26 protein-coding genes and 1 tRNA gene are annotated in these 25,091 nt (G+C 61.7%); 26 read left to right on the top strand and 1 reads right to left on the bottom strand.

All coding sequences use genetic code 11. The features are described 5' to 3' along the window. The first annotated feature begins 3 nt into the window (after positions 1-3). The 11 genes from O1Y97_RS16640 to O1Y97_RS16590 all read left to right on the top strand — a co-directional run bounded on the left by O1Y97_RS16640 (position 4) and on the right by O1Y97_RS16590 (position 14,755). Positions 4-483 (top strand): group II truncated hemoglobin, encoded by a 480-nt coding sequence (locus O1Y97_RS16640; RefSeq protein WP_318761728.1) that lies wholly within the window; start codon positions 4-6, stop codon positions 481-483. A 164-nt stretch (positions 484-647) separates the two neighbouring features. Further along, positions 648-723 (top strand) — tRNA-Trp (locus O1Y97_RS16635). 304 nt (positions 724-1,027) lie between these two features. After that, positions 1,028-1,228 (top strand): preprotein translocase subunit SecE, encoded by a 201-nt coding sequence (secE, locus tag O1Y97_RS16630; protein WP_055973830.1) that lies wholly within the window; start codon positions 1,028-1,030, stop codon positions 1,226-1,228. 27 nt (positions 1,229-1,255) lie between these two features. Beyond that, complete coding sequence (gene nusG, locus O1Y97_RS16625; RefSeq protein WP_108608198.1) at positions 1,256-1,783, top strand: transcription termination/antitermination protein NusG; 528 nt, start codon at positions 1,256-1,258, stop codon at positions 1,781-1,783. A 155-nt stretch (positions 1,784-1,938) separates the two neighbouring features. After that, positions 1,939-2,367 carry a 50S ribosomal protein L11 gene (rplK, locus tag O1Y97_RS16620; protein ID WP_055973823.1) on the top strand — a complete coding sequence of 143 codons (429 nt, stop codon included), beginning with the start codon at positions 1,939-1,941 and terminating at the stop codon, positions 2,365-2,367. 4 nt (positions 2,368-2,371) lie between these two features. Then, positions 2,372-3,070, top strand: a complete 699-nt coding sequence (gene rplA, locus O1Y97_RS16615) for a 50S ribosomal protein L1 (RefSeq protein WP_108608197.1) — start codon at positions 2,372-2,374, stop codon at positions 3,068-3,070. A 389-nt stretch (positions 3,071-3,459) separates the two neighbouring features. Beyond that, complete coding sequence (rplJ, locus tag O1Y97_RS16610) at positions 3,460-3,978, top strand: 50S ribosomal protein L10 (RefSeq protein ID WP_055973817.1); 519 nt, start codon at positions 3,460-3,462, stop codon at positions 3,976-3,978. A 54-nt stretch (positions 3,979-4,032) separates the two neighbouring features. Then, the gene (gene rplL, locus O1Y97_RS16605) at positions 4,033-4,404 is read left to right on the top strand and encodes a 50S ribosomal protein L7/L12 (protein ID WP_055973815.1); all 372 of its coding nucleotides are present in this window, start codon (positions 4,033-4,035) and stop codon (positions 4,402-4,404) included. Positions 4,405-4,604: 200 nt separating this feature from the next. Continuing rightward, entirely contained in the window at positions 4,605-8,741 is a 4,137-nt protein-coding gene (rpoB, locus tag O1Y97_RS16600) for a DNA-directed RNA polymerase subunit beta (RefSeq protein WP_318761727.1), read from the top strand. A gap of 194 nt (positions 8,742-8,935) precedes the next feature. After that, positions 8,936-13,132: a DNA-directed RNA polymerase subunit beta' gene (gene rpoC, locus O1Y97_RS16595; RefSeq protein WP_108608195.1), complete on the top strand. Its 4,197-nt coding sequence runs from the start codon at positions 8,936-8,938 to the stop codon at positions 13,130-13,132. Between the two features lie 201 nt (positions 13,133-13,333). Further along, on the top strand, positions 13,334-14,755 hold the full coding sequence (locus tag O1Y97_RS16590; RefSeq protein WP_318761726.1) for an APC family permease: 1,422 nt from the start codon (positions 13,334-13,336) through the stop codon (positions 14,753-14,755). Positions 14,756-14,785: 30 nt separating this feature from the next. Here the strand turns inward: O1Y97_RS16590 and O1Y97_RS16585 are convergent, their stop codons facing one another. Next, on the bottom strand, positions 14,786-15,067 hold the full coding sequence (locus tag O1Y97_RS16585) for a transcriptional regulator (protein ID WP_318761725.1): 282 nt from the start codon (positions 15,065-15,067) through the stop codon (positions 14,786-14,788). A 474-nt stretch (positions 15,068-15,541) separates the two neighbouring features. Between O1Y97_RS16585 and rpsL the strand changes: the two genes are divergently transcribed. From rpsL to rpsQ, 15 genes are all read left to right on the top strand, one after another. Continuing rightward, the gene (gene rpsL / locus O1Y97_RS16580) at positions 15,542-15,913 is read left to right on the top strand and encodes a 30S ribosomal protein S12 (protein ID WP_008837709.1); all 372 of its coding nucleotides are present in this window, start codon (positions 15,542-15,544) and stop codon (positions 15,911-15,913) included. Positions 15,914-15,975: 62 nt separating this feature from the next. Then, the gene (gene rpsG, locus O1Y97_RS16575) at positions 15,976-16,446 is read left to right on the top strand and encodes a 30S ribosomal protein S7 (RefSeq protein ID WP_055973800.1); all 471 of its coding nucleotides are present in this window, start codon (positions 15,976-15,978) and stop codon (positions 16,444-16,446) included. A 32-nt stretch (positions 16,447-16,478) separates the two neighbouring features. Further along, a complete protein-coding gene (gene fusA, locus O1Y97_RS16570) occupies positions 16,479-18,569 on the top strand; it encodes an elongation factor G (protein ID WP_183261253.1) in 2,091 nt (696 codons plus the stop codon). Positions 18,570-18,636: 67 nt separating this feature from the next. Then, positions 18,637-19,812: an elongation factor Tu gene (tuf, locus tag O1Y97_RS16565; protein WP_108608191.1), complete on the top strand. Its 1,176-nt coding sequence runs from the start codon at positions 18,637-18,639 to the stop codon at positions 19,810-19,812. A gap of 63 nt (positions 19,813-19,875) precedes the next feature. Next, a complete protein-coding gene (rpsJ, locus tag O1Y97_RS16560) occupies positions 19,876-20,184 on the top strand; it encodes a 30S ribosomal protein S10 (protein WP_006205468.1) in 309 nt (102 codons plus the stop codon). 58 nt (positions 20,185-20,242) lie between these two features. Then, the gene (rplC, locus tag O1Y97_RS16555; RefSeq protein WP_108608190.1) at positions 20,243-20,953 is read left to right on the top strand and encodes a 50S ribosomal protein L3; all 711 of its coding nucleotides are present in this window, start codon (positions 20,243-20,245) and stop codon (positions 20,951-20,953) included. Beyond that, positions 20,953-21,573, top strand: a complete 621-nt coding sequence (rplD, locus tag O1Y97_RS16550) for a 50S ribosomal protein L4 (RefSeq protein WP_108608189.1) — start codon at positions 20,953-20,955, stop codon at positions 21,571-21,573. The genes rplC and rplD overlap by 1 nt, the downstream gene beginning before the upstream one ends. After that, the gene (locus O1Y97_RS16545) at positions 21,570-21,863 is read left to right on the top strand and encodes a 50S ribosomal protein L23 (RefSeq protein WP_108608188.1); all 294 of its coding nucleotides are present in this window, start codon (positions 21,570-21,572) and stop codon (positions 21,861-21,863) included. The genes rplD and O1Y97_RS16545 overlap by 4 nt, the downstream gene beginning before the upstream one ends. A gap of 22 nt (positions 21,864-21,885) precedes the next feature. After that, on the top strand, positions 21,886-22,719 hold the full coding sequence (gene rplB / locus O1Y97_RS16540) for a 50S ribosomal protein L2 (protein ID WP_108608187.1): 834 nt from the start codon (positions 21,886-21,888) through the stop codon (positions 22,717-22,719). Positions 22,720-22,734: 15 nt separating this feature from the next. After that, positions 22,735-23,013, top strand: a complete 279-nt coding sequence (gene rpsS / locus O1Y97_RS16535) for a 30S ribosomal protein S19 (protein ID WP_055976414.1) — start codon at positions 22,735-22,737, stop codon at positions 23,011-23,013. A gap of 1 nt (position 23,014) precedes the next feature. After that, positions 23,015-23,404, top strand: coding sequence for a 50S ribosomal protein L22 (gene rplV / locus O1Y97_RS16530; RefSeq protein WP_055976417.1), 390 nt, complete (start codon positions 23,015-23,017; stop codon positions 23,402-23,404). Next, positions 23,404-24,123, top strand: a complete 720-nt coding sequence (gene rpsC / locus O1Y97_RS16525; protein WP_108608186.1) for a 30S ribosomal protein S3 — start codon at positions 23,404-23,406, stop codon at positions 24,121-24,123. The genes rplV and rpsC overlap by 1 nt, the downstream gene beginning before the upstream one ends. A gap of 27 nt (positions 24,124-24,150) precedes the next feature. Further along, positions 24,151-24,564 (top strand): 50S ribosomal protein L16, encoded by a 414-nt coding sequence (rplP, locus tag O1Y97_RS16520; protein WP_055976423.1) that lies wholly within the window; start codon positions 24,151-24,153, stop codon positions 24,562-24,564. Between the two features lie 14 nt (positions 24,565-24,578). Then, the gene (gene rpmC / locus O1Y97_RS16515; RefSeq protein WP_108608185.1) at positions 24,579-24,779 is read left to right on the top strand and encodes a 50S ribosomal protein L29; all 201 of its coding nucleotides are present in this window, start codon (positions 24,579-24,581) and stop codon (positions 24,777-24,779) included. Between the two features lie 11 nt (positions 24,780-24,790). After that, positions 24,791-25,030 carry a 30S ribosomal protein S17 gene (gene rpsQ / locus O1Y97_RS16510; RefSeq protein WP_108608184.1) on the top strand — a complete coding sequence of 80 codons (240 nt, stop codon included), beginning with the start codon at positions 24,791-24,793 and terminating at the stop codon, positions 25,028-25,030. Positions 25,031-25,091 lie beyond the last annotated feature (61 nt).

Raw genomic sequence — 25,091 nt, 5'->3', positions numbered from 1 at the left:
GCGATGCAAAAAGACGTGCCGACATTGTTCGAGTGGGTTGGTGGAGCCGCAGCGCTCAACCGGCTGACGAGCGTATTCTATGACAAGGTGCGCAGTGATCCGCTGCTCGAACCGGTGTTCCGCAACATGTCCGGTGACCATCCCGCGCATGTCGCTGCCTTTATCGGCGAGGTGTTTGGAGGGCCGAAGGACTACAGCGAGAGCCATGGCGGCCATCCCGCCATGATCAGCCATCACCTCAACAGGCACCTGACCGAGGCGCAGCGCCGTCAATGGATTGCGCTGTTGCTCGATGCTGCCGACGAGGTGGAGCTGCCCGACGATCCGGAGTTCCGTTCGGCGTTCGTCGCCTATCTCGAATGGGGTACGCGCCTGGCCAAGCTGAACTCACAGGACGGTGCCGCGCCCGCACTCCACGAACGGATGCCACGCTGGGGCTGGGGCGTACCAGGCGGACCTTACGTACCGCCCGCCAAATCGTGATCGGAAGCCTGGACCTGCCCAAGCCGGGCGGGCGAGGGGCGCTTGTGCAGCGCCTCGTGCAATTCCGCCTGTGAATGTTGGAAGCATCGCGCACTCCACTCTTTACAGACGCCTCGGAAATCCTTAGGAAGCCCGTGCTGCGCAGATGATGCGCGGCGACAAGTACGGGCATAGCTCAGTTGGTAGAGCGGCGGTCTCCAAAACCGCAGGTCGTAGGTTCGAGCCCTGCTGCCCGTGCCAGTCTTGCCAGAATTCGCTAATTCAGGCATAAAGACTTCTATAGCCGGAACGGGACGACTGGATGGTCCCGACGCGGCGCTCAAACGTAGTACGGGTTCCTGCCACTTGCGTGGAAAGAGAATCGGCTCTATGTAGGCGAAACAGACACGCGGCGCGTGGAGCTGGGGATCCGGCTTTACGCGTCCGAATTGCATGGGCGGAATGTTTGCGCTGATTCGCGCGGATTGCGTGCCATGCAGCGGCATCTCCCGGTCACGGGATCATCCAGAAGTCCGGTCAACGGACGTTGAAAGCAGAGCGGCACATGGCGAAAACCACGAACCCCTTCACCTTTCTGCAGCAGGTGCGGTCGGAAACGGCGAAGGTTACGTGGCCCTCACGGCGCGAGACGATGATCTCGACCGTCATGGTGCTCGGATTTGCCGTCATCGCGATGATTTTCTTTTTTGCCGCTGACCAGCTGATGGCATTCGCTGTCGAGCAGATCCTGGGCATTGGCCGCTAAGGCTGCGAATACGGAGAATTCCCTGAAATGACCGCGCGCTGGTACATCGTCCACGCCTATTCGAACTTCGAAAAGAAGGTCGCCGAGGACATTGAGCACAAGGCCAAGCAGAAGGGCCTGAGCGACCAGATCGAGCAGATCGTCGTTCCGACCGAAAAGGTTGTCGAGATTCGCCGCGGCCGCAAGGTCGATGCCGAGCGCAAGTTTTTCCCGGGCTATGTCCTGCTCAAGGCCAACCTCACGGACGCCGTGTTCAGTCTCGTCAAGAACACCCCGAAGGTTACTGGTTTCCTTGGTGATTCGAAGCCGGTGCCGATTACGGAAGCCGAGGCCCAGCGCATCCTGAACCAGGTTCAGGAAGGCGTCGAGCGTCCCAAGCCTTCGGTCACCTTCGAGATCGGCGAGGCGGTGCGCGTTTCCGATGGTCCGTTCGCCTCGTTCAACGGTTTCGTCCAGGAAGTGGACGAGGAGCGTGCGCGCCTCAAGGTGGAAGTTTCGATCTTCGGGCGCGCCGTGCCTGTCGATCTCGAGTTCGGTCAGGTCGAAAAGGGCTGATCGAAGCGCCCGTCACCGGTTTCGGTGGTGGGCAGTGCCAGGCGCATGCCTGGCGCAAGCATGGTGGGAGATGAGGCGGCTTAGCCGGTCGTCTTCTTCGCACCACCGAACTGCAACCGCCGGCCCAGCCGGCATGAAACAAAGGCAGGAAAGAGATGGCTAAGAAAGTTGCGGGCCAGCTCAAGCTTCAGGTTTCCGCGGGTTCGGCGACGCCGTCGCCCCCGATCGGACCGGCGCTTGGTCAGCGTGGCATCAACATCATGGAGTTCTGCAAGGCGTTCAACGCGCAGACCCAGGAGCTCGAGAAGGGGTCGCCGATCCCGGTCGTGATCACCTATTACCAGGACAAGTCGTTCACCTTCGTCATGAAGACGCCTCCGGTGGCCTACTTCCTGAAGAAGGCGGCCAACCTCAAGTCTGGCTCGAAGGAGCCGGGCAAGATCAAGGCTGGCGAGATCAGCAGCGCCAAGGTGCGCGAGATCGCCGAAGTCAAGATGAAGGACCTCAACGCGAACGACATCGAAGCCGCCATCAAGATGGTCGAAGGCTCGGCTCGTTCGATGGGCCTGGAAGTGGTGGGCTGAGATCATGGCTAAGATTGCAAAGCGCGTTTCCAAGTCCCGCGAAGGCATCGATGCAAACAAGGCTTACGGTCTTGGTGAAGCACTCGAGCTTTTGAAGGCTCGCTCGTCGGTCAAGTTCGACGAGACCATCGAAGTCGCCATGAACCTCGGCGTCGACCCGCGTCATGCTGACCAGATGGTCCGCGGCGTGGTCAACCTGCCGAACGGCACGGGCCGTACGGTCCGCGTTGCGGTGTTCGCACGCGATGCGAAGGCTGACGAAGCCCGCGCAGCCGGCGCCGACATCGTTGGTGCGGAAGATCTCGTCGACATCGTCCAGAAGGGCCAGATCGACTTCGACCGCTGCATCGCCACCCCCGACATGATGCCGCTGGTCGGTCGTCTCGGTAAGGTGCTCGGCCCGCGCGGCATGATGCCGAACCCGAAGGTCGGCACCGTGACCACCGACGTCGCAGCAGCCGTCAAGGCTTCGAAGGGCGGCGCCGTTGAGTTCCGTGTCGAGAAGGCCGGTATCATCCACGCCGGCGTCGGCAAGGTTTCGTTCGACGTCAAGGCGCTGGAAGAAAACGTCCGCGCCTTCGCGGATGCGGTCAACAAGGCCAAGCCGGCCGGTGCCAAGGGCGTCTACGTCAAGAAGGTGTCCGTCACCTCGACGATGGGCCCGGGCCTGAAGCTCGACCTCGGCACGCTCGCAGCGTCCTGATAAGTTGAATTTGGATCGGCCAATAAAGGCCTGATCCCGAATAAGAATTCCGGGCTTCCGAGCCCGGATTTTCGGAAGTTGGAAACAGCTTTCGAAAATCCTGTCCGAGATTGCAGGCGGTCCAGGCGACCCTTGGTCCTTAATTCGAATGGGCCTGCATGAGACGGGTGAAGACCAGACAAAGGAGCTTTGGCTCCAATGAAAGGTTCGAACCGTGTTTGCCTTTTGTCTGCGCATCGCGCCGGGCCGCAAGCCCGTCAGGTGTGGCGAAAGGGGGCAGGATCCTCGAGCGCCGTTCGGGTGATCTGGAATTTCTGGATTGGCCGCCCGGCAAAAGGCAACCCGACCGCTCACCCCGCAAATGGGAGGCGGTCAACTGGAGATAGGCAGTGGACAGAGCGGAAAAACGCGAACTCGTCACGGGCCTGAATGACGCGTTCTCGAACGCAGGTTCAGTCGTCGTGGCCCACTATGCCGGTATCACCGTCGCGCAAATGAACGATCTTCGCGTGAAGATGCGTCAGGCCGGCGGCACCGTCAAAGTCGCGAAGAACCGTCTCGCCAAAATCGCTCTTCAGGGCACGGAATCCGAAAGCATCATCGATCTGTTCAAGGGACAGACGCTGGTTGCCTATTCGGAGGATCCGATTGCAGCGCCGAAGGTCGCGTCCGACTTCGCCAAGACCAATGACAAGCTTGTCATCCTTGGTGGTTCGATGGGCACGACCTCGCTCAACGCCGACGGAGTCAAGGCTTTGGCCGCGCTCCCGTCGCTCGACGAGCTGCGTGCAAAGCTGGTTGGTATGATCGCCACCCCGGCTACCCGGATCGCCCAGATCGTCAATGCGCCGGCGGCTTCGGTCGCGCGCGTCATTGGCGCTTATGCCCGGAAGGACGAGGCGGCATGAGGCCGTTCCTCGCTATCATCAACACACGTTCGAACTGATTGAAGGAATAGATAAATGGCTGATCTCGCAAAGATCGTTGACGACCTGTCGGCCCTGACCGTCCTCGAGGCGGCTGAGCTGTCGAAGCTCCTCGAAGAGAAGTGGGGCGTTTCGGCTGCTGCTCCGGTTGCAGTCGCTGCTGCTGGCGGCGCTGCTGCTGCTCCGGCTGAAGAGAAGACCGAGTTCGATGTCATCCTGGCAGCTGCCGGCGACAAGAAGATCGAAGTCATCAAGGAAGTCCGCGCCATCACCGGCCTGGGCCTCAAGGAAGCCAAGGACCTCGTCGAAGGCGCTCCGAAGCCGATCAAGGAAGGCGTCTCGAAGGCTGACGCCGAGAAGCTCAAGGCTCAGCTGGAAGCAGCTGGCGCCAAGGTCGAGCTCAAGTAAGCACGGTTTCGGTGGGCGGCTCAGTGCCGCCCACCGGCTCCCGTGACCCGGGGGATTGTGGGGAACCTATTTCCTGAGGGCCGCAAGCGGCTTTCAGGAAACGGGTTTTCGCCCGTTTTGGACAGGCCGCCGCCGAGGCGGCGAGAATGCAAGGTGAGCCTTAGCGACTCTCACCCCAAGAAAGGCAGCAAGGAGCGACGATGGCCCAGACCCAGACTTTCAATGGCCGCAGACGCGTACGCAAGTTCTTCGGAAAGATCCCTGAAGTTGCGGAGATGCCGAACCTGATCGAGGTTCAGAAGGCATCCTATGACCAGTTCCTGATGGTGGACGAGCCCAAGGGCGGTCGTCCCGACGAAGGACTGCAGGCCGTTTTCAAGTCGGTCTTCCCGATCTCGGACTTCTCCGGCGCTTCGATGCTGGAGTTCGTCAAGTACGAGTTCGAAGCACCGAAGTTCGACGTCGATGAGTGCCGTCAGCGCGACCTGACGTTTGCCGCGCCGCTCAAGGTGACGCTGCGCCTCATCGTGTTCGATATCGACGAGGATACCGGCGCGAAGTCGATCAAGGACATCAAGGAGCAGGACGTCTACATGGGCGACATGCCGCTCATGACGTCCAACGGCACCTTCATCGTCAACGGCACCGAGCGTGTCATCGTTTCGCAGATGCACCGTTCGCCGGGCGTCTTCTTCGATCACGACAAGGGCAAGTCGCACTCGTCGGGCAAGCTGCTGTTCGCTGCCCGCGTCATCCCTTATCGCGGTTCTTGGCTCGACATCGAGTTCGACTCCAAGGACATCGTCCACGCCCGTATCGACCGTCGCCGCAAGATCCCGGTGTCGTCGCTGCTGATGGCGCTCGGCATGGACGGCGAGGAGATCCTGTCGACCTTCTACAACAAGATCACCTACAAGAAGTCGGGCGACCATTGGCGCATCCCGTTCTCGGTCGATCGCTTCAAGGGCTTGAAGGCTGTCGGCGACCTGGTTGACGCCGATACCGGCGAGATCGTCGTCGAAGGCGGCAAGAAGATCACCGCGCGCCAGGCCAAGCAGCTTGCCGAGAAGGGCCTCAAGGCTATCAAGGCGACCGAAGACGATCTCTTCGGCAGCTATCTTGCCGAGGATATCGTCAACTACGCGACTGGCGAGATCTTCCTCGAAGCCGGCGACGAGATCGACGAGAAGACCCTCAAGGTTCTGCTTTCGGCCGGCGAGGAAGAGATCAAGATCCTCGACATCGACCACATCAACGTGGGCGGATACATCCGCAACACGCTGACGGTCGACAAGAATGAGAGCCGCCAGGACGCGCTGTTCGACATCTATCGTGTCATGCGCCCGGGCGAGCCGCCCACCATCGACACTGCCGAAGCGATGTTCAACTCACTGTTCTTCGATAGCGAGCGCTACGACCTTTCGGCCGTCGGCCGCGTCAAGATGAACATGCGTCTCGAGCTCGACGCTGAAGACACCGTCCGTGTGCTGCGCAAGGAAGACATCCTTGCCGTGGTCAAGACGCTTGTCGAACTGCGCGACGGCAAGGGCGAGATCGACGACATCGACAACCTCGGCAACCGCCGCGTGCGTTCGGTCGGCGAGCTGATGGAGAACCAGTACCGCGTCGGTCTGCTGCGTATGGAGCGCGCGATCAAGGAGCGCATGTCGTCGATCGAGATCGACACCGTCATGCCGCAGGACCTGATCAACGCCAAGCCGGCCGCAGCTGCCGTGCGCGAGTTCTTCGGTTCCTCGCAGCTGTCGCAGTTCATGGACCAGACCAACCCGCTGTCGGAGATCACCCACAAGCGTCGTCTCTCGGCGCTTGGACCTGGCGGTCTGACCCGCGAGCGCGCCGGCTTCGAAGTCCGCGACGTGCATCCGACGCACTATGGCCGTATCTGCCCGATTGAAACGCCGGAAGGCCCGAACATCGGTCTGATCAACTCGCTGGCCACCTTTGCCCGCGTCAACAAGTACGGCTTCATCGAGAGCCCGTACCGCAAGATCGTCGATGGCAAGCTGACCAACGAGGTCGTCTATCTCTCGGCAATGGAAGAGGCCAAGCACTTCGTTGCTCAGGCCAACGCCGAGCTCGACAAGAACGGCCACTTCGTCGACGAGTTCGTCATTTGCCGTAACGCCGGCGAAGTGATGATGGCGCCGCGCGAAAACGTCGACCTTATGGACGTTTCGCCGAAGCAGATGGTGTCGGTCGCAGCTGCGCTGATCCCATTCCTGGAAAACGACGACGCCAACCGCGCTCTGATGGGCTCGAACATGCAGCGTCAGGCCGTGCCGCTGGTGCGCGCCGAGGCTCCGTTCGTCGGCACCGGCATGGAGCCGATCGTTGCCCGTGACTCAGGCGCCGCCATCGGCGCCCGCCGCGGCGGCATCGTCGACCAGGTCGACGCGACCCGTATCGTTGTCCGCGCGACGGAAGACCTCGATCCGGGCAAGTCCGGCGTCGACATCTACCGCCTGATGAAGTTCCAGCGTTCGAACCAGAACACCTGCATCAACCAGCGTCCGCTGGTTCGCATGGGCGACCGGGTCAACAAGGGCGACATCATTGCCGACGGTCCGTCGACCGAGCTCGGCGATCTGGCGCTCGGCCGTAACGTGCTCGTCGCGTTCATGCCGTGGAACGGCTACAACTACGAGGACTCGATCCTGCTCTCCGAGCGTATCGTGGCCGACGACGTCTTCACCTCGATCCACATCGAGGAGTTCGAGGTCATGGCCCGTGATACGAAGCTCGGGCCTGAGGAAATCACCCGCGACATTCCGAACGTCTCGGAAGAAGCGCTGAAGAACCTCGACGAAGCCGGTATCGTCTACATCGGCGCGGAAGTGCAGCCGGGCGACATCCTGGTCGGCAAGATCACGCCGAAGGGTGAAAGCCCGATGACGCCGGAAGAGAAGCTTCTGCGCGCCATCTTCGGTGAAAAGGCGTCCGACGTCCGTGACACCTCCATGCGCATGCCGCCCGGAACCTACGGCACCATCGTCGAAGTTCGCGTCTTCAACCGCCACGGCGTGGAGAAGGACGAACGCGCCATGGCAATCGAGCGCGAGGAAATCGAGCGTCTCGCCAAGGACCGTGACGACGAGCAGGCGATCCTCGACCGCAACGTCTACAGCCGCCTGAGCGACATGCTCATCGGCAAGGACGCGATTGCCGGGCCGAAGGGCTTCAAGAAGGGCTCTACGCTCGCCAAGGAGACCCTGGACGACTATCCGCGTTCGCAGTGGTGGCAGTTCGCCGTCGAAGACGAGAAGATGCAGGGTGAGCTTGAAGCTCTGCGCGGCCAGTACGACGACTCCAAGAAGCAGCTCGAGCAGCGCTTCATGGACAAGGTCGAGAAGGTGCAGCGCGGCGACGAGATGCCGCCCGGCGTCATGAAGATGGTCAAGGTCTTCGTCGCGGTGAAGCGCAAGATGCAGCCCGGCGACAAGATGGCCGGCCGTCACGGCAACAAGGGTGTCGTGTCGCGCATCGTTCCGGTCGAGGACATGCCGTTCCTCGAAGACGGTACGCATGCCGACATCGTGCTGAACCCGCTCGGCGTGCCTTCGCGCATGAACGTCGGCCAGATCCTCGAAACCCATCTCGGCTGGGCTTGCGCCGGCATGGGCAGGAAGATCGGCGAGATGATCGATGCGTATAAGGCTGCCGGCGATATCAAGCCGCTGCGCGACACCATCGAGAGCATCATTCCGGCCAACGACCGGAACGAGCCGGTTCGCAATTACGACGACGAGAGTGTCGTTCGCCTCGGCGAGCAGATGCGTCGCGGCGTCTCGATCGCGACCCCGGTGTTCGACGGTGCGCACGAGGCTGACATCAACGAGATGCTGGAGCAGGCGGGCCTGCACACATCGGGTCAGTCGCAGCTCTATGACGGACGTACGGGCGAGCCGTTCGACCGCAAGGTGACGATGGGCTACATCTACATGCTCAAGCTTCACCACCTGGTCGACGACAAGATCCACGCTCGTTCGATCGGACCTTACTCGCTCGTTACCCAGCAGCCGCTGGGCGGCAAGGCGCAGTTCGGCGGTCAGCGCTTCGGCGAAATGGAGGTCTGGGCACTCGAAGCCTATGGTGCCGCCTATACGCTGCAGGAAATGCTGACGGTGAAGTCGGACGACGTGGCCGGCCGTACCAAGGTCTACGAGGCGATCGTGCGCGGCGACGACACGTTCGAAGCGGGCATCCCCGAGAGCTTCAACGTTCTCGTCAAGGAAATGCGTTCGCTGGGCCTCAATGTCGAATTGGAGAACACCAAGATCGACGAGACCGCGCATCGCCTGCCCGACGCGGCAGAGTAAGCATCAAAGGCGCGCCGCGGGATTTTTCCCGCGGCGTCGCCGCAGAGCATGATCCCCAAAGTTGGGTGCCGGTTTCGGTCAAGATCATGCTCATTTGTTGAGAATTCTTCGGCTATGGGCCGACACAGCTGGCGGGCGCTCTGGTCCGCACACGATGACAAGGGGCTTTCGAGGGCCCCGAAAAGGAGAACGGCATGAACCAAGAGGTCATGAATCTCTTCAACCCTCAGGCGCCTGCGCAGGTGTTCGATTCCATCCGGATTTCGCTCGCCAGCCCTGAGAAGATTCTGTCCTGGTCGTTCGGCGAGATCAAGAAGCCGGAGACGATCAACTATCGTACCTTCAAGCCGGAGCGCGACGGCCTGTTCTGCGCGCGCATCTTCGGCCCGATCAAGGACTACGAATGCTTGTGCGGCAAGTACAAGCGCATGAAGTACAAGGGCGTCATCTGCGAAAAGTGCGGCGTGGAAGTCACGCTGTCGCGCGTTCGCCGCGAGCGCATGGGCCACATCGAGCTCGCAGCGCCCGTCGCCCACATCTGGTTCCTGAAGTCGCTGCCGAGCCGCATCGGCACGCTGCTCGACATGACGCTCAAGGATATCGAGCGCGTCCTGTATTTCGAGAACTACATCGTTACCGAGCCTGGCCTGACCGCGCTCAAGGAGCACCAGCTCCTGAGCGAGGAAGAGTACATGCTTGCGGTTGACGAGTATGGCGAGGACAGCTTCACCGCCATGATCGGCGCCGAGGCCATCCACGACCTGCTCGCCAGCATGGACCTGGAGAAGATCGCGGGCGATCTGCGTTCGGAACTCGCCACGACGACGTCGGAACTCAAGCAGAAGAAGTACCTCAAGCGCCTCAAGGTCGTTGAGAACTTCATGGAATCAGGCAACCGTCCCGAGTGGATGATCATGAAGGTCGTGCCGGTGATCCCGCCGGACCTGCGCCCGCTGGTCCCGCTGGATGGCGGCCGCTTTGCGACCTCCGACCTGAACGATCTCTATCGCCGCGTGATCAACCGCAACAACCGCTTGAAGCGGCTGATCGAACTGCGTGCGCCTGGCATCATCATCCGCAATGAAAAGCGCATGCTGCAGGAGGCTGTCGACGCACTGTTCGACAACGGCCGCCGCGGTCGCGTCATCACCGGTGCCAACAAGCGCCCGCTGAAGTCGCTGTCCGACATGCTCAAGGGCAAGCAGGGTCGCTTCCGCCAGAACCTGCTCGGCAAGCGCGTCGACTATTCCGGCCGTTCGGTCATCGTGACCGGTCCGGAACTGAAGCTGCACCAGTGCGGCCTGCCGAAGAAGATGGCGCTCGAGCTGTTCAAGCCGTTCATCTACGCCCGCCTCGACGCCAAGGGTTACTCCTCGACCGTCAAGCAGGCCAAGAAGCTGGTCGAGAAGGAAAAGCCGGAAGTCTGGGATATCCTCGACGAGGTCATCCGCGAGCATCCGGTTCTGCTCAACCGCGCGCCGACGCTGCACCGCCTGGGCATCCAGGCCTTCGAACCCACTCTGATCGAAGGCAAGGCCATCCAGCTGCACCCGCTCGTCTGCACGGCCTTCAACGCCGACTTCGACGGCGACCAGATGGCTGTCCACGTTCCGCTGTCGCTCGAGGCTCAGCTCGAAGCACGCGTGCTGATGATGTCGACCAACAACATCCTGCACCCGGCTTCCGGCGCGCCGATCATCGTGCCGTCGCAGGACATGGTTCTCGGTCTCTACTACCTCTCGATCGTCAACCAGAACGAGCCGGGCGAGGGCATGGCGTTTGCCGACATGGGCGAACTCCAGCACGCGCTTGAGACCAAGGCAGTCACCCTTCACGCCAAGATCAAGGGGCGCTTCCGCACTGTCGACGCCGAAGGCAATGTCGTGTCCAAGATCCACGACACGACCCCGGGCCGCATGATCATCGGCGAACTTCTGCCGAAGAACGTCAACGTGCCGTACGAGACCGCAAACCAGGAGATGACCAAGAAGAACATCTCCAAGATGATCGATACCGTCTACCGCCACTGCGGTCAGAAAGAGACGGTCATCTTCTGCGATCGCATCATGGCTCTCGGTTTCGCTCACGCCTGCCGCGCCGGCATCTCGTTCGGCAAGGACGACATGCTCATCCCTGATACGAAGCACGGCCTGGTCGAACAGACCGAAGCGCTCGCCAAGGAATATGAGCAGCAGTACAACGACGGCCTGATCACTCAGGGCGAGAAGTACAACAAGGTCGTCGACGCCTGGGCCAAGTGCTCGGAAAAGGTCGCCGACGAAATGATGGCCCGCATCAAGGCGGTGGAGTTCGAGGACAACGGCCGTCAGAAGCCGATGAACTCGATCTACATGATGTCGCACTCCGGTGCGCGTGGTTCGCCCACCCAGATGCGTCAGCTCGCCGGCATGCGCGGCCTGATGGCCAAGCCGTCGGGTGAAATCATCGAGACGCCGATCATCTCGAACTTCAAGGAAGGCCTGACCGTTCTTGAATACTTCAACTCGACCCACGGCGCCCGCAAGGGTCTCGCGGATACCGCTCTGAAGACGGCTAACTCCGGCTACCTGACCCGTCGTCTCGTCGACGTGGCGCAGGACTGCATCGTCAACTCGGTTGATTGCGGCACCGACAAGGGCCTCACCATGCAGCCGATCGTCGATGCCGGCCAGGTGGTCGCTTCGCTCGGTCTGCGTATCCTCGGCCGTACTTCGCTCGACGACATCAACCACCCGGTCACCGGCGATCTGCTGGTCAAGGGCGGCACGCTGATGGACGAGCGCGACATCGAGGTGATCGAGAAGGCTGGCGTGCAGTCGGTCCGCATCCGTTCGGCACTGACCTGCGAAGTCAAGGTCGGCGTCTGCGCGGTCTGCTACGGTCGCGACCTGGCACGCGGTACCCCTGTCAACCAGGGTGAAGCTGTCGGTGTCATCGCCGCACAGTCGATCGGCGAGCCTGGCACGCAGCTCACCATGCGTACCTTCCACATGGGCGGTACCGCGCAGGTGGTCGACAGCTCGTTCCTCGAAGCTTCGTATGAAGGCAAGGTCGAGATCCGCAACCGCAACGTCGTCCGCAACTCCGATGGCAACCTCGTGGTCATGGGCCGCAACATGGCGATCCTGATCCTCGATGAAGCCGGCAAGGAGCGTGCGACGCACCGTGTCACCTATGGTTCGCGTATCTTCGTGGACGATGGCGACAAGGTGAAGCGCGGCCAGCGTGTTGCAGAGTGGGATCCCTACACCCGTCCGATCCTCACCGAAATCGAAGGCCGCGTGGCCTTCGAGGATCTGGTCGACGGCATTTCCGTTCAGGAAACGGCCGACGAGTCGACCGGCATCACCAAGCGTGAGGTCATCGATTGGCGTTCGACCCCGCGCGGCAACGATCTGAAGCCCGCGATGGTCGTTCAGGACTCCAAGGGCAAGGTCGGCAAGCTGTCGAAGGGCGGCGACGCCCGCTTCCTGCTCTCGGTCGAGGCCATTCTTTCGGTCGAGCCGGGTGCGCAGGTTCGCCCTGGCGACGTGCTGGCGCGTATCCCGATGGAAAGCGCGAAGACCAAGGACATCACCGGCGGTCTGCCGCGTGTTGCCGAACTCTTCGAAGCCCGCCGTCCGAAGGATCACGCCATCATCGCCGAGATCGATGGTACGGTCCGCTTCGGCCGCGACTACAAGAACAAGCGCCGCATCATCATCGAGCCGCATGACTCGACGCTTGAGCCGGTCGAATACCTGATCCCGAAGGGCAAGCCGTTCCATCTCCAGGACGGCGACGCGATCGAGAAGGGCGACTACATCCTCGACGGCAATCCGGCGCCGCACGACATCCTGGCGATCAAGGGCGTGGAAGCGCTTGCTTCCTACCTCGTCAACGAAATCCAGGAAGTCTACCGGTTGCAGGGCGTGTCGATCAACGACAAGCACATCGAGGTCATCGTCCGTCAGATGCTGCAGAAGGTCGAGATCACCGTACAGGGCGACTCGATCTACATCCCGGGCGATCATGTCGACGTCATCGAGTTCGACGAGGTCAACGATCGCCTGATCGAGGAGGGCAAGAAGCCTGCCGAAGGTCAGCCGGTTCTGCTCGGTATCACCAAGGCATCGCTGCAGACGCCGTCCTTCATCTCGGCCGCCTCCTTCCAGGAGACGACCAGGGTGCTGACGGAAGCTGCGGTCGCCGGCAAGACCGACATGCTGCAGGGTCTCAAGGAAAACGTCATCGTCGGCCGTCTCATCCCGGCCGGCACGGGCGGCATGATGAGCCAGATCCGGCGCATTGCCACCTCGCGCGACGAACTGATCCTCGACGAGCGCCGCAAGCTTTCGGGCGTGGAAGTCGCCGAGCCGATCCTGACCGACATGGTCAACGCCGCTCAGTAAGAGCGCGTCAGATATGAGTAGGAAAGGGGGCTTCGGCCCCCTTTTTCATTGCCGCGGCGCTTCGGCGCCGGCCCCACGGAGCCAGCGCCGGGGCAGGTGTGCTCCGCAACGCTAAGCTCATATATTCAGGGCGTTTGACATCCCGAGCCCGCGAAAATAGCCTCGTCCTCACAGTGCCATCAGCCCTGAGAGGAGTGCCCGATGACCGACGTCCAAGGCAGCGCGACAGGACAGGCGGTATCGGTCGAGCCAAGTCTCCATCGGGTCATGGGCCCTTGGCTGCTTCTTCTCTTCATTGTCGGCGATATCCTGGGCACTGGCATTTACGCCCTGACCGGACAAGTGGCCAAGCAGGTCGGCGGCGTGGTCTGGCTGCCGTTCCTGGTTGCCTTTGTCGTCGCCCTCATCACGGCCTTCAGCTATCTCGAACTGGTGACCAAATACCCCAAGGCGGCAGGAGCCGCTCTTTACGCCCACAAGGCGTTCGGCATCCATTTCATCACCTTTATCGTCGCTTTTGCGGTGATGTGCTCGGGCATCACCTCAGCCTCAACGGCCTCGCGCGCCTTTGCCGCCAACCTGTCGGGCGCCTTTGATCTTGGCCTCACCGGTACCTACGGCATCACGCTTATCGGCCTGGCATTCATGGCGATCGTCGCCGCCGTGAACTTCCGCGGCGTCGGCGAAAGCGTCAAAGCCAATGTCGTGCTGACATGCGTCGAGTTCACCGGCCTGATGATCATCATCGTCATCGGCCTCTGGGCGATCGGAGCAGGTGAAGGCGACGTCTCGCGCATCACCCAGTTTCACTCCGCGCCTGACCGGAGCGCCTTCTGGTCGGTGATCGCCGCGACTACGCTTGCCTTCTTTGCCATGGTCGGCTTCGAGGACTCGGTCAACATGGCCGAGGAATGCAAGGATCCGACCCGGATCTTCCCGAAGGTGCTGCTGACCGGCCTGCTGATCACCGGGGTGATCTATGTGCTGGTCTCCATCTCGGCGATCACCCTGGTACCGCCGGAACAGCTGGGCGAGGGCGAGACGCCGCTGCTCAAGGTGGTTCAGGCCGGTGCGCCTAACTTTCCCGTCGAGGTATTCGGCTTCATCACCATGTTTGCGGTCGCCAACAGCGCCTTGATCAACATGCTGATGGCGAGTCGCCTCGTCTATGGCATGAGCCGCGAACATGTGCTGCCGCAGGTGCTTGGCAAGGTCCATGCGACGCGCCGCACGCCTTACATAGCCATCGGCTTCACCACCTTGCTGGCCTTCGCGCTCATTACCTTTGTCGGGGAAGTTCCGGCTCTCGGCGGAACCACGGCGCTGCTGCTGCTGTGCGTCTTCACCGTCGTCAACATTGCCGTGCTGGTGCTGCGCAAGGACAGGGTCGGGCACGATCATTTCCGGACGCCGACACCGCTGCCGATCCTGGGCGCGGTGGCTTGCGCGTTCTTCGCCGGACCGTGGACCGGGCGCGATCTGGTTCAATACAAGATCGCGGGCATCCTGATCGGTATCGGGGTGGTTCTCTGGTTCGTGACGGTCCTAGTCAACCGTGCCACTGGGCAGAGACCCGCCGAGCCGGAAATGGCAGATATCGGCGGGGCAGGGCCGGTCAACTGACCCGGGCGCATCCGGAAGGATGCGCTGCGATCAAAGCGGTTCGTTGAAGGTGACGATCGAGACCTCGCCTTCGAGCGCGCCCTGATATGCGGAGATATGCGGTTCGTCGTCGGGCTCGCCCTGCATGTCGCCGATCTGGTCGAGCTCGGCTTCGGCGTAACCTTCCTTCGCCAACGCCTCTAGTGCGGAGCGCACGGCGGAATCGTCGTCGGGCGCGACCAGCATGATATGCACGCCTTCGGGCTTCCCGCCCTTTTTGCGCCAGACTCGGCCCGTGATGATGGTCACCGGCTTTTCGTCGTTGTCGTTCATCGGTGATTCCCTGGTTTTAGATTCGCAAGTTGGGGATTCGCCCCAGTTTTGGCGATTTTCGCACGAAGAACTGATGCACGACAGGCCAAAGCCCGTTACAAACCGGCAAATAGCCCATGTTGCAGCGCAATAAAGTTGCTCTGGGCCTGCTGAGCCCCCCGAAGCCCCGGTTTCGTTAAGGTTTTTGGTGGGACGGGCTTGACGGTCAGCGGTCATGCGAGTAGATACCGCGTCGTCTGAGCCGATGTGAGGTTGGCTTTTCCGGGGCGACATGCCCTGGAGTTCACCTCAAACAGGGTTCGTTTTTACGAGCGAGAAGACATTTCCGGCGTGCATGAAGCGGTTTCGCTTCCTCTGCCTTTGTTCGGGCAAGACCGTAAGTCGCGGTTTGTGGCCCGAATTCGCGTATGGATTTTGCGCTTGAAGCCGCCCTGAACGGGCTTGAGACACGGAATTGAGAGACAAGAGGGTTTAATGCCTACCGTCAACCAGCTGATCCGCAAGCCGCGCATTGCGCCGGTGAAGCGCAACAAGGTTCCGGCCATGCAGGCCAACCCGCAGAAGCGGGGCGTTTGCACGCGCGTCTATACGACGACGCCGAAGAAGCCGAACTCGGCTCTGCGTAAGGTCGCAAAGATCCGCCTGACCAATGGTTTTGAAGTGATCGGCTACATCCCCGGCGAAGGCCACAACCTTCAGGAGCACTCCGTGGTCATGATCCGCGGCGGCCGCGTGAAGGATCTTCCGGGCGTGCGCTATCACATCATCCGCGGCGTGCTCGACACGCAGGGCGTGAAGAACCGCAAGCAGCGCCGTTCGAAGTACGGTGCGAAGCGTCCGAAGTAAGGTTTTCCGGCTTCGACGCCTTTCCTTTTGCGTCGTGGCCACGAGATTGAGAGACAAGAGCTATGTCCCGTCGTCACAGTGCAGATAAGCGCGAAGTCAACCCGGATCCCAAGTTCGGCGATCTGGTCGTCACCAAGTTCATGAATGCCGTCATGTATGACGGCAAGAAGTCGATCGCTGAAACGATCGTTTACGGTGCGCTCGACCAGGTTCAGGCCAAGACCAAGCAGGAGCCGGTAACGGTCTTCCATCAGGCGCTCGACAATGTCGCGCCGCATGTGGAAGTGCGTTCGCGCCGCGTCGGCGGTGCCACCTACCAGGTTCCGGTCGATGTGCGTCCCGAGCGTCGCCAGGCACTCGCCATTCGTTGGCTGATCACTGCCGCCCGCAACCGCAACGAGACCACCATGGTCGATCGTCTCTCCGGCGAACTGATGGACGCGGCCAACAACCGCGGCACCGCCGTGAAGAAGCGTGAAGACACCCACAAAATGGCGGAAGCCAACCGCGCCTTCGCGCACTACCGCTGGTAACGGCGCGAACGAACGACTGAGAGGCACCTCCCATGGCCCGCGAATACAAGATCGAAGACTACCGCAATTTCGGTATCATGGCGCATATCGACGCCGGCAAGACCACGACGACCGAGCGCATCCTTTATTACACGGGCAAGTCGCACAAGATCGGCGAAGTCCATGACGGCGCTGCCACCATGGATTGGATGGAGCAGGAGCAGGAGCGCGGCATCACGATTACGTCCGCTGCCACCACGACCTTCTGGAAGGGTCGCGACGGCAAGCAGCGCCGCTTCAACATCATCGACACCCCCGGCCACGTCGACTTCACCATTGAAGTCGAGCGTTCGCTGCGCGTTCTCGACGGCGCCATCGCGCTGCTCGATGCCAACGCCGGTGTCGAACCGCAGACCGAGACCGTGTGGCGCCAGGCGGACAAGTACAACGTCCCGCGCATGATCTTCTGCAACAAGATGGACAAGATCGGCGCGGACTTCTACCGCTCCTACGAGATGATCAAGTCGCGCCTCGGTGCGACGGCCGTTGCCGTCCAGCTGCCGATCGGCGCTGAGGCCGATTTCAAGGGCGTCGTCGACCTGATCGAGATGAAGGCGCTGGTCTGGCGCGACGAAAGCCTGGGCGCTGCCTGGGACATCGTCGAGATCCCTGCCGACCTCCAGGCCAAGGCCGAAGAGTTCCGTGACAAGATGATCGAGACCGCCGTCGAAATGGACGAGACGGCTCTCGAGAACTACCTCGAAGGCAAGATGCCGTCGAACGACGAACTGCGCGCGCTGATCCGCAAGGGCACCATCGCCGTCAAGTTCTTCCCGATGTTCTGCGGCTCGGCCTTCAAGAACAAGGGCGTACAGCCGCTGCTCGACGGCGTCGGTGACTTCCTGCCGTCGCCTCTCGACGTGCCTGCCATCAAGGGTATCGACCCGAAGACGGAAGGCGAGATGGAGCGTCACTCGTCGGACGAAGAGCCGCTCTCGATGCTGGCCTTCAAGATCATGAACGATCCGTTCGTCGGCTCGCTCACCTTCTGCCGCATCTATTCCGGCAAGGTGACTAAGGGCGCTTCGCTCGAAAACACCGTCAAGGGCAAGAAAGAGCGTCTCGGCCGTATGCTGCAGATGCACTCGAACTCGCGCTCTGACATCGAAGAGGCTTTCGCCGGCGACATCGTCGCTCTGGCCGGCCTCAAGGAAACGACCACCGGCGACACGCTCTGCGATCCGCTGCACCCGGTCATTCTCGAGCGCATGGAATTCCCCGAGCCGGTCATCCAGATCGCGATCGAGCCGAAGACCAAGGGCGACCAGGAAAAGATGGGCCTCGCGCTCAACCGCCTGGCTGCCGAAGATCCTTCTTTCCGCGTCAAGTCGGACGAAGAATCCGGCCAGACCATCATCGCCGGCATGGGCGAACTCCACCTCGACATCATCGTCGACCGCATGCGTCGCGAGTTCAAGGTCGAGGCCAACGTCGGTGCACCGCAGGTTGCCTATCGCGAGACGATCAGCCGCACGCACGAACAGGACTACACCCACAAGAAGCAGTCGGGTGGTACGGGCCAGTTCGCTCGCGTCAAGATCGTGTTCGAACCGAACCCCGAAGGCGAGGATTTCGTCTTCGAATCGAAGATCGTCGGCGGCGCAGTTCCGAAGGAATACATCCCGGGCGTCGACAAGGGTCTCCGCAGCGTTCTGTCTTCGGGTCCGTTCGCGGGCTTCCCGATGATCGGCGTCAAGGCGACGCTCATCGACGGTGCCTACCACGACGTCGACTCCTCGGTGCTGGCCTTCGAGATCGCCGGTCGCGCCTGCCTTCGCGAAGCAGCTCCCAAGCTGGGCGTCCAGCTGCTCGAGCCGATCATGAAGGTCGAAGTCGTGACGCCGGAAGATTATGTCGGCAACGTCATCGGCGACCTGAACAGCCGTCGTGGCCAGATCCAGGGCCAGGAAAGCCGCGGTGTTGCCGTCGTCGTCAACGCGATGGTTCCGCTGGCCAACATGTTCAAGTACGTGGACAGCTTGCGCTCGATGTCGCAGGGCCGTGCCCAGTACACGATGCAGTTCGACCACTACGAGCCGGTTCCGACCGCGGTCGCTCAGGAAGTTCAGAAGAAATACGCGTAATTCCAAGGAATTGCAGCGTTTTATTAATTCAACGCCCTTATCGGGCTAGCAGGAATGGAGACCTCACATGGCAAAAGGTAAATTCGAGCGTAATAAGCCTCATGTGAACATTGGCACGATTGGTCACGTTGACCACGGCAAGACGTCGCTGACGGCGGCGATCACGAAGTATTTCGGCGAGTTCAAGGCCTACGACCAGATCGACGCAGCGCCTGAAGAGAAGGCCCGCGGCATCACCATTTCGACGGCACACGTCGAATACGAGACGCCGGCCCGCCACTACGCTCACGTCGACTGCCCCGGCCACGCCGACTATGTCAAGAACATGATCACCGGTGCCGCCCAGATGGACGGCGCGATCCTGGTCGTTTCGGCTGCCGACGGCCCGATGCCGCAGACCCGCGAGCACATCCTGCTCGCCCGTCAGGTCGGCGTTCCGGCCCTGGTGGTGTTCCTCAACAAGGTCGACCTGGTCGACGACGCCGAGCTGCTCGAACTGGTCGAGCTCGAAGTGCGCGAGCTGCTGTCGAAGTACGAGTTCCCCGGCGACGACATTCCGATGATCAAGGGCTCGGCTGTTGCTGCGCTCAACGATTCGGACAAGAAGATCGGCGAAGACGCGATCCGCGAGCTGATGGCAGCTGTCGACGCCTACATCCCGACGCCTGAGCGTCCGATCGACCGTCCGTTCCTGATGCCGATCGAAGACGTGTTCTCGATCTCGGGCCGCGGCACGGTCGTCACCGGTCGCGTCGAGCGCGGCATCGTCAAGGTCGGCGAAGAAGTCGAGATCGTCGGCATCAAGGCGACCTCGAAGACGACGGTTACCGGCGTCGAGATGTTCCGCAAGCTGCTCGACCAGGGCCAGGCCGGCGACAACATCGGCGCGCTGATCCGTGGCGTTGGCCGTGAAGACGTCGAGCGCGGCCAGGTGCTGTGCAAGCCGGGTTCGGTCAAGCCGCACAAGAAGTTCGTGGCTGAAGCCTACATCCTGACCAAGGAAGAGGGTGGCCGTCACACGCCGTTCTTCACCAACTACCGTCCGCAGTTCTATTTCCGCACGACCGACGTGACCGGCATCGTGTCGCTGCCGGAAGGCACCGAGATGGTCATGCCCGGCGACAACATCACCGTTGACGTCGAGCTGATCGTGCCGATCGCCATGGAAGAGAAGCTCCGCTTCGCTATCCGTGAAGGCGGCCGCACCGTCGGCGCCGGCATCGTCGCTTCGATCAAAGAATAATCCGAATAACGATCTGTCGCGGGCGGGAATACGCCCGCGCCGCGCCAGAACAAGGAAGTGACCATGAACGGACAGAATATCCGCATCCGCCTCAAGGCGTTTGACCACCGGGTTCTCGACGCTTCGACCCGCGAGATCGTGTCGACCGCAAAGCGCACCGGCGCCAACGTTCGCGGCCCGATCCCGCTGCCGACGCGGATCGAGAAGTTCACGGTGAACCGCTCGCCGCACGTCGACAAGAAGAGCCGCGAGCAGTTCGAGATGCGCACGCACAAGCGTCTGCTGGACATCGTCGATCCGACCCCGCAGACCGTCGATGCTCTGATGAAGCTCGACCTCGCCGCAGGTGTCGACGTCGAAATCAAGCTCTAAGAGCTAACATGAGCCGCGCGAGCAGATCCAAACGGCTCCTCTGAAGGAAAACGAACCGATGCGTTCAGGTGTAATTGCACAGAAGGTGGGAATGACCCGCGTCTATAATGACGCTGGCGAGCACGTTCCCGTCACCGTTCTCCGCATGGAGAACTGCCAGGTCGTGGCGCAGCGCACGCAGGAGAAGAATGGCTACACCGCCGTTCAGCTCGGCGTCGGCCTCGCCAAGGTGAAGAATACGTCGAAGGCGATGCGCGGTCATTTCGCTGCCGCCTCCGTCGAGCCGAAGTCGAAGGTCGCCGAATTCCGCGTCTCCGCCGACAACATGCTCGATGTCGGCTCCGAGATCACCGTCGAGCATTTCGTCCCCGGCCAGAAGGTCGATGTGACGGGCACCTCGATCGGTAAGGGTTTCCAGGGCGTCATCAAGCGGCACAACTTCGGTGGCGGCCGCGCTACCCACGGTAACTCGGTGTCGCACCGTACCCATGGTTCGACTGGCCAGCGCCAGGATCCGGGCAAGGTGTTCAAGGGCAAGAAAATGGCCGGCCACATGGGCGACGTTCGCGTCACCACCCAGAACGTCGAGGTCGTCTCGACCGACGCCGACCGTGGTCTGATCCTGATCCGCGGTGCGGTTCCGGGCTCGAAGGGTGCATGGATCCTGGTTCGCGATGCGGCCAAGATCGCGCTGCCCGAGAATGCGCCGAAGCCGGCCGCGATCCGCGCCGTCAGCAAACAGGCTCCGGCCAACGAGGGAGCGGAATAATGGACCTCAAGATTACAACCCTCGCAGGCAAGGATGCCGGCAAGGTTGAGCTCTCGGAAGAGATCTTCGGCCTCGACCCGCGCGAAGACGTGCTCCAGCGCGTCGTGCGTTGGCAGCTCGCCAAGAAGCAGCAGGGCACGCACAAGGCCAAGGGTCGCGCGGAAATCGCGCGCACCGGCGCCAAGATGTACAAGCAGAAGGGTACGGGCCGCGCTCGTCACCATTCGGCACGCGCCCCGCAGTTCCGCGGCGGTGGCAAGGCCCACGGCCCGGTCGTCCGCAGCCACGAGCACGACCTTCCCAAGAAGGTCCGCGCTCTCGGTCTGAAGCACGCCCTGTCGGCCAAGGCCAAGGCATCGAACCTGATCATCGTCGACGAGCTGACGCTCGCCGAGGGCAAGACCAAGGCACTGATCGCGAATTTCGCGTCGCTGGGCCTGACCAATGCCCTGGTGATCGGCGGCGCCGAGCTTGACCTCAACTTCAAGCGCGCAGCGACCAACATCCCGAACATCGATGTCCTGCCGATCCAGGGCATCAACGTTTACGACATTCTGCGCCGCGGCACGCTGGTCCTTTCGAAGGCCGCCGTCGAGGCTCTCGAGGAGCGCTTCAAATGACGGATCTCCGCCACTATGACGTGATCGTCAGCCCGGCGATCACCGAAAAGTCGACCATGGCTTCTGAATACAACCAGGTCGTCTTCAACGTCGCCAAGAAGGCGAGCAAGCCTGAGATCAAGGCTGCCGTCGAAGCGCTGTTCGGCGTGAAGGTGACTGCTGTGAACACCCTGGTCCGCAAGGGCAAGGTGAAGCGCTTCCGCGGCACGATCGGCCGCCAGAGCGACGTCAAGAAGGCGGTAGTGACGCTGGCCGACGGCCAGTCGATCGACGTCGCGACGGGCCTCTGAGCTAGACCGCGAGGACAGGACAATGGCACTTAAGAAATTCAAGCCAGTAACGCCGAGCACCCGCCAGCTGGTCATCGTCGACCGCTCGGGCCTCCACAAGGGCAAGCCCGTCAAGGGTCTGACCGAGGGCCTGACGAAGTCGGGCGGCCGCAACAACTACGGTCGCATCACGGCTCGCTTCATCGGCGGCGGTCACAAGCGTACGTACCGCATCATCGACTTCAAGCGTCGCAAGTTCGACGTCGTCGGCACGGTCGAGCGTCTCGAGTACGATCCGAACCGCACTGCGTTCATCGCGCTGATCAAGTATGACGACGGCGAGCTGAGCTACATCATTGCCCCGCAGCGTCTGCAGGCCGGCGACAAGATCATCGCTGGTGAGCAGGTCGACGTGAAGCCGGGCAACGCAATGCCGCTTGCTTCGATGCCTGTCGGCACGATCGTGCACAACATCGAGCTGAAGCCCGGCAAGGGCGGCCAGGTCGCTCGTTCGGCTGGCGCTTACGCCCAGCTCGTCGGTCGTGACCAGGGCATGGCGATCCTTCGCCTCAACTCGGGTGAACAGCGCGTCGTCAGCGGTCTGTGCATCGCCACTGTCGGTGCCGTGTCCAACCCGGACCATGGCAACATCAACGACGGCAAGGCAGGCCGCACGGTCTGGCGTGGCAAGCGTCCGCACAACCGCGGCGTGACCATGAACCCGGTCGACCATCCGCACGGCGGTGGTGAAGGCCGCACCTCGGGCGGACGCCATCCGGTGTCGCCGTGGGGCAAGCCCACCAAGGGCAAGAAGACGCGGTCCAACAAGGCGACCGACAAGTTCATCCTGCGCTCGCGCCATCAGCGCAAGAGCTAAGAAGAGGTAACGCCAGTGACTCGTTCAGTCTGGAAAGGCCCGTTCATTGACGGCTATCTGCTCAAGAAGGCAGAGAAGGTTCGTGAAGGCGGTCGCAATGAGGTGATCAAGATGTGGAGCCGTCGCTCCACTGTCTTGCCGCAGTTCGTCGGCCTCACCTTCGGTGTCTACAACGGCCAGAAGCACGTCCCGGTCTCGGTGAACGAGGACATGGTCGGCCACAAGTTCGGTGAGTTTGCTCCCACCAGGACCTACTACGGTCACGGCGCGGACAAGAAGGCAAAGAGGAAGTAACATGGGCAAGGCCAAAGCTCCGCGCAGGCTTGCTGACAACGAGGCACGTGCGGTCCTCCGCACGATCCGGGTCAGCCCGCAGAAGCTCAACCTCGTTGCCGCGCTGATCCGCGGCAAGAAGGTAGCGACCGCGCTTTCCGATCTGGAATTTTCGCGCAAGCGCATCGCCGGTACGGTCAAGAAGACCCTCGAATCGGCTATCGCCAACGCGGAAAACAATCACGACCTCGATGTCGACGCGCTGGTGGTGGCGGAAGCCTTTGTTGGCAAGTCGATCGTCATGAAGCGTTTCCACGCTCGTGGCCGTGGTCGCGCCAGCCGCATCGAGAAGCCGTTTTCGCACCTCACGATCGTCGTTCGTGAAGTCGAAGAGAAAGGGGAGGCCGCATAATGGGCCAGAAAATCAATCCTATTGGTCTCCGCCTCGGCATCAACCGTACCTGGGACTCGCGCTGGTACGCAAACACCGGCGAATACGGCCAGCTGCTCCACGAAGACATCAAGATCCGCAAGTATCTTGAGTCCGAGCTGAAGCAGGCCGCGATTTCCAAGGTGGTGATCGAGCGTCCGCACAAGAAGTGCCGCGTGACCATTCACGCCGCACGTCCGGGCCTGATCATCGGCAAGAAGGGCGCCGACATCGAAAAGCTTCGCAAGAAGCTGATGGAGATGACGAAGTCCGAGACGCACCTCAACATCGTCGAGGTTCGCAAGCCCGAGACCGACGCTACGCTGGTCGCTCAGTCGATCGCGCAGCAGCTCGAGCGCCGTATTGCCTTCCGTCGCGCCATGAAGCGCGCGGTGCAGTCGGCCATGCGTCTCGGCGCAGAGGGCATCCGCATCAATTGCTCGGGCCGCCTCGGCGGCGCTGAAATCGCTCGTATGGAGTGGTACCGCGAAGGTCGCGTTCCGCTGCACACCCTGCGCGCCGACGTCGACTACGGCACGGCCGAGGCACAGACCGCCTATGGCATCTGCGGCGTCAAGGTGTGGGTGTTCAAGGGCGAGATCCTCGAGCACGATCCGATGGCTTCCGAGCGTCGCGCAACCGAAGGCGATCATTCGCATGCTGGCGAGCGCCCCGAGCGCCGCCGTCGCGAAAACGCCTGACACGCATAGGAATTTGGAGTTAGAACGATGCTGCAGCCAAAGCGCACAAAGTTCCGTAAGCAGTTCAAGGGCCGCATCCACGGTACCGCGAAGGGTGGCACCAACCTGGATTTCGGCGGCTTCGGACTGAAGGCGCTTGAGCCAAACCGCGTCACCGCGCGTGAGATCGAGGCGGCTCGCCGCGCGATCACCCGCGAAATGAAACGTCAGGGCCGCGTCTGGATCCGTATTTTCCCGGACGTTCCCGTCACGTCGAAGCCGACCGAAGTCCGCATGGGTAAGGGCAAGGGCGCCGTCGACTACTGGGCATGCCGCATCAAGCCGGGCCGCGTGATGTTCGAGATCGATGGTGTTTCCGAGGAAGTGGCGCGTGAAGCGCTCCGTCTCGGCGCCGCCAAGCTCTCGGTCAGGACGCGTTTCGTTCAGCGCATCGCAGAATAAGGAAGGGCTGAATCATGAAAGCCTCGGACATCAGGACGAAGACCCAGGACCAGCTCACTGACGAGCTCGGCAGCCTCAAGAAGGAGCAGTTCAACCTGCGCTTCCAGAAGGCGACGGGACAGCTGGAAAAGACGGCGCGCGTGAAGCAGGTCCGCAAGGACATTGCGCGCATCAAGACCATCGCGGCCGAAAAATCGGCCGGTAAGAAGGCGTAAGGACGAGAACCATGCCAAAGCGCATCCTGCAGGGTACCGTCGTCAGCGACAAGAACGAGAAGACGGTCGTCGTCAAGGTCGAGCGTCGCTTCACGCACCCGGTGATGAAGAAGACCGTGCGTATGTCGAAGAACTACAAGGCGCACGACGAAAACAACGCCCACAAGGTCGGCGACATTGTGCTTATCCAGGAATCGAAGCCGATTTCCAAGGACAAGCGCTGGGTCGTCGTGACTTCGGACCAGGCGTAACAACGAATTTTGGACAAGCCGGGGAGGGCGGTAGCCCGTCCCGTTAGAAAAGAAGAAGGCG

It is taken from the genome of Aminobacter niigataensis, assembly GCF_946995915.1.
GTDB classification, from domain to species: Bacteria; Pseudomonadota; Alphaproteobacteria; order Rhizobiales; family Rhizobiaceae; genus Aminobacter; species Aminobacter niigataensis.
The sequence above is the reverse complement of the archived record's forward strand: the minus strand, read 5'-3'. Positions and strand labels throughout refer to the sequence as shown.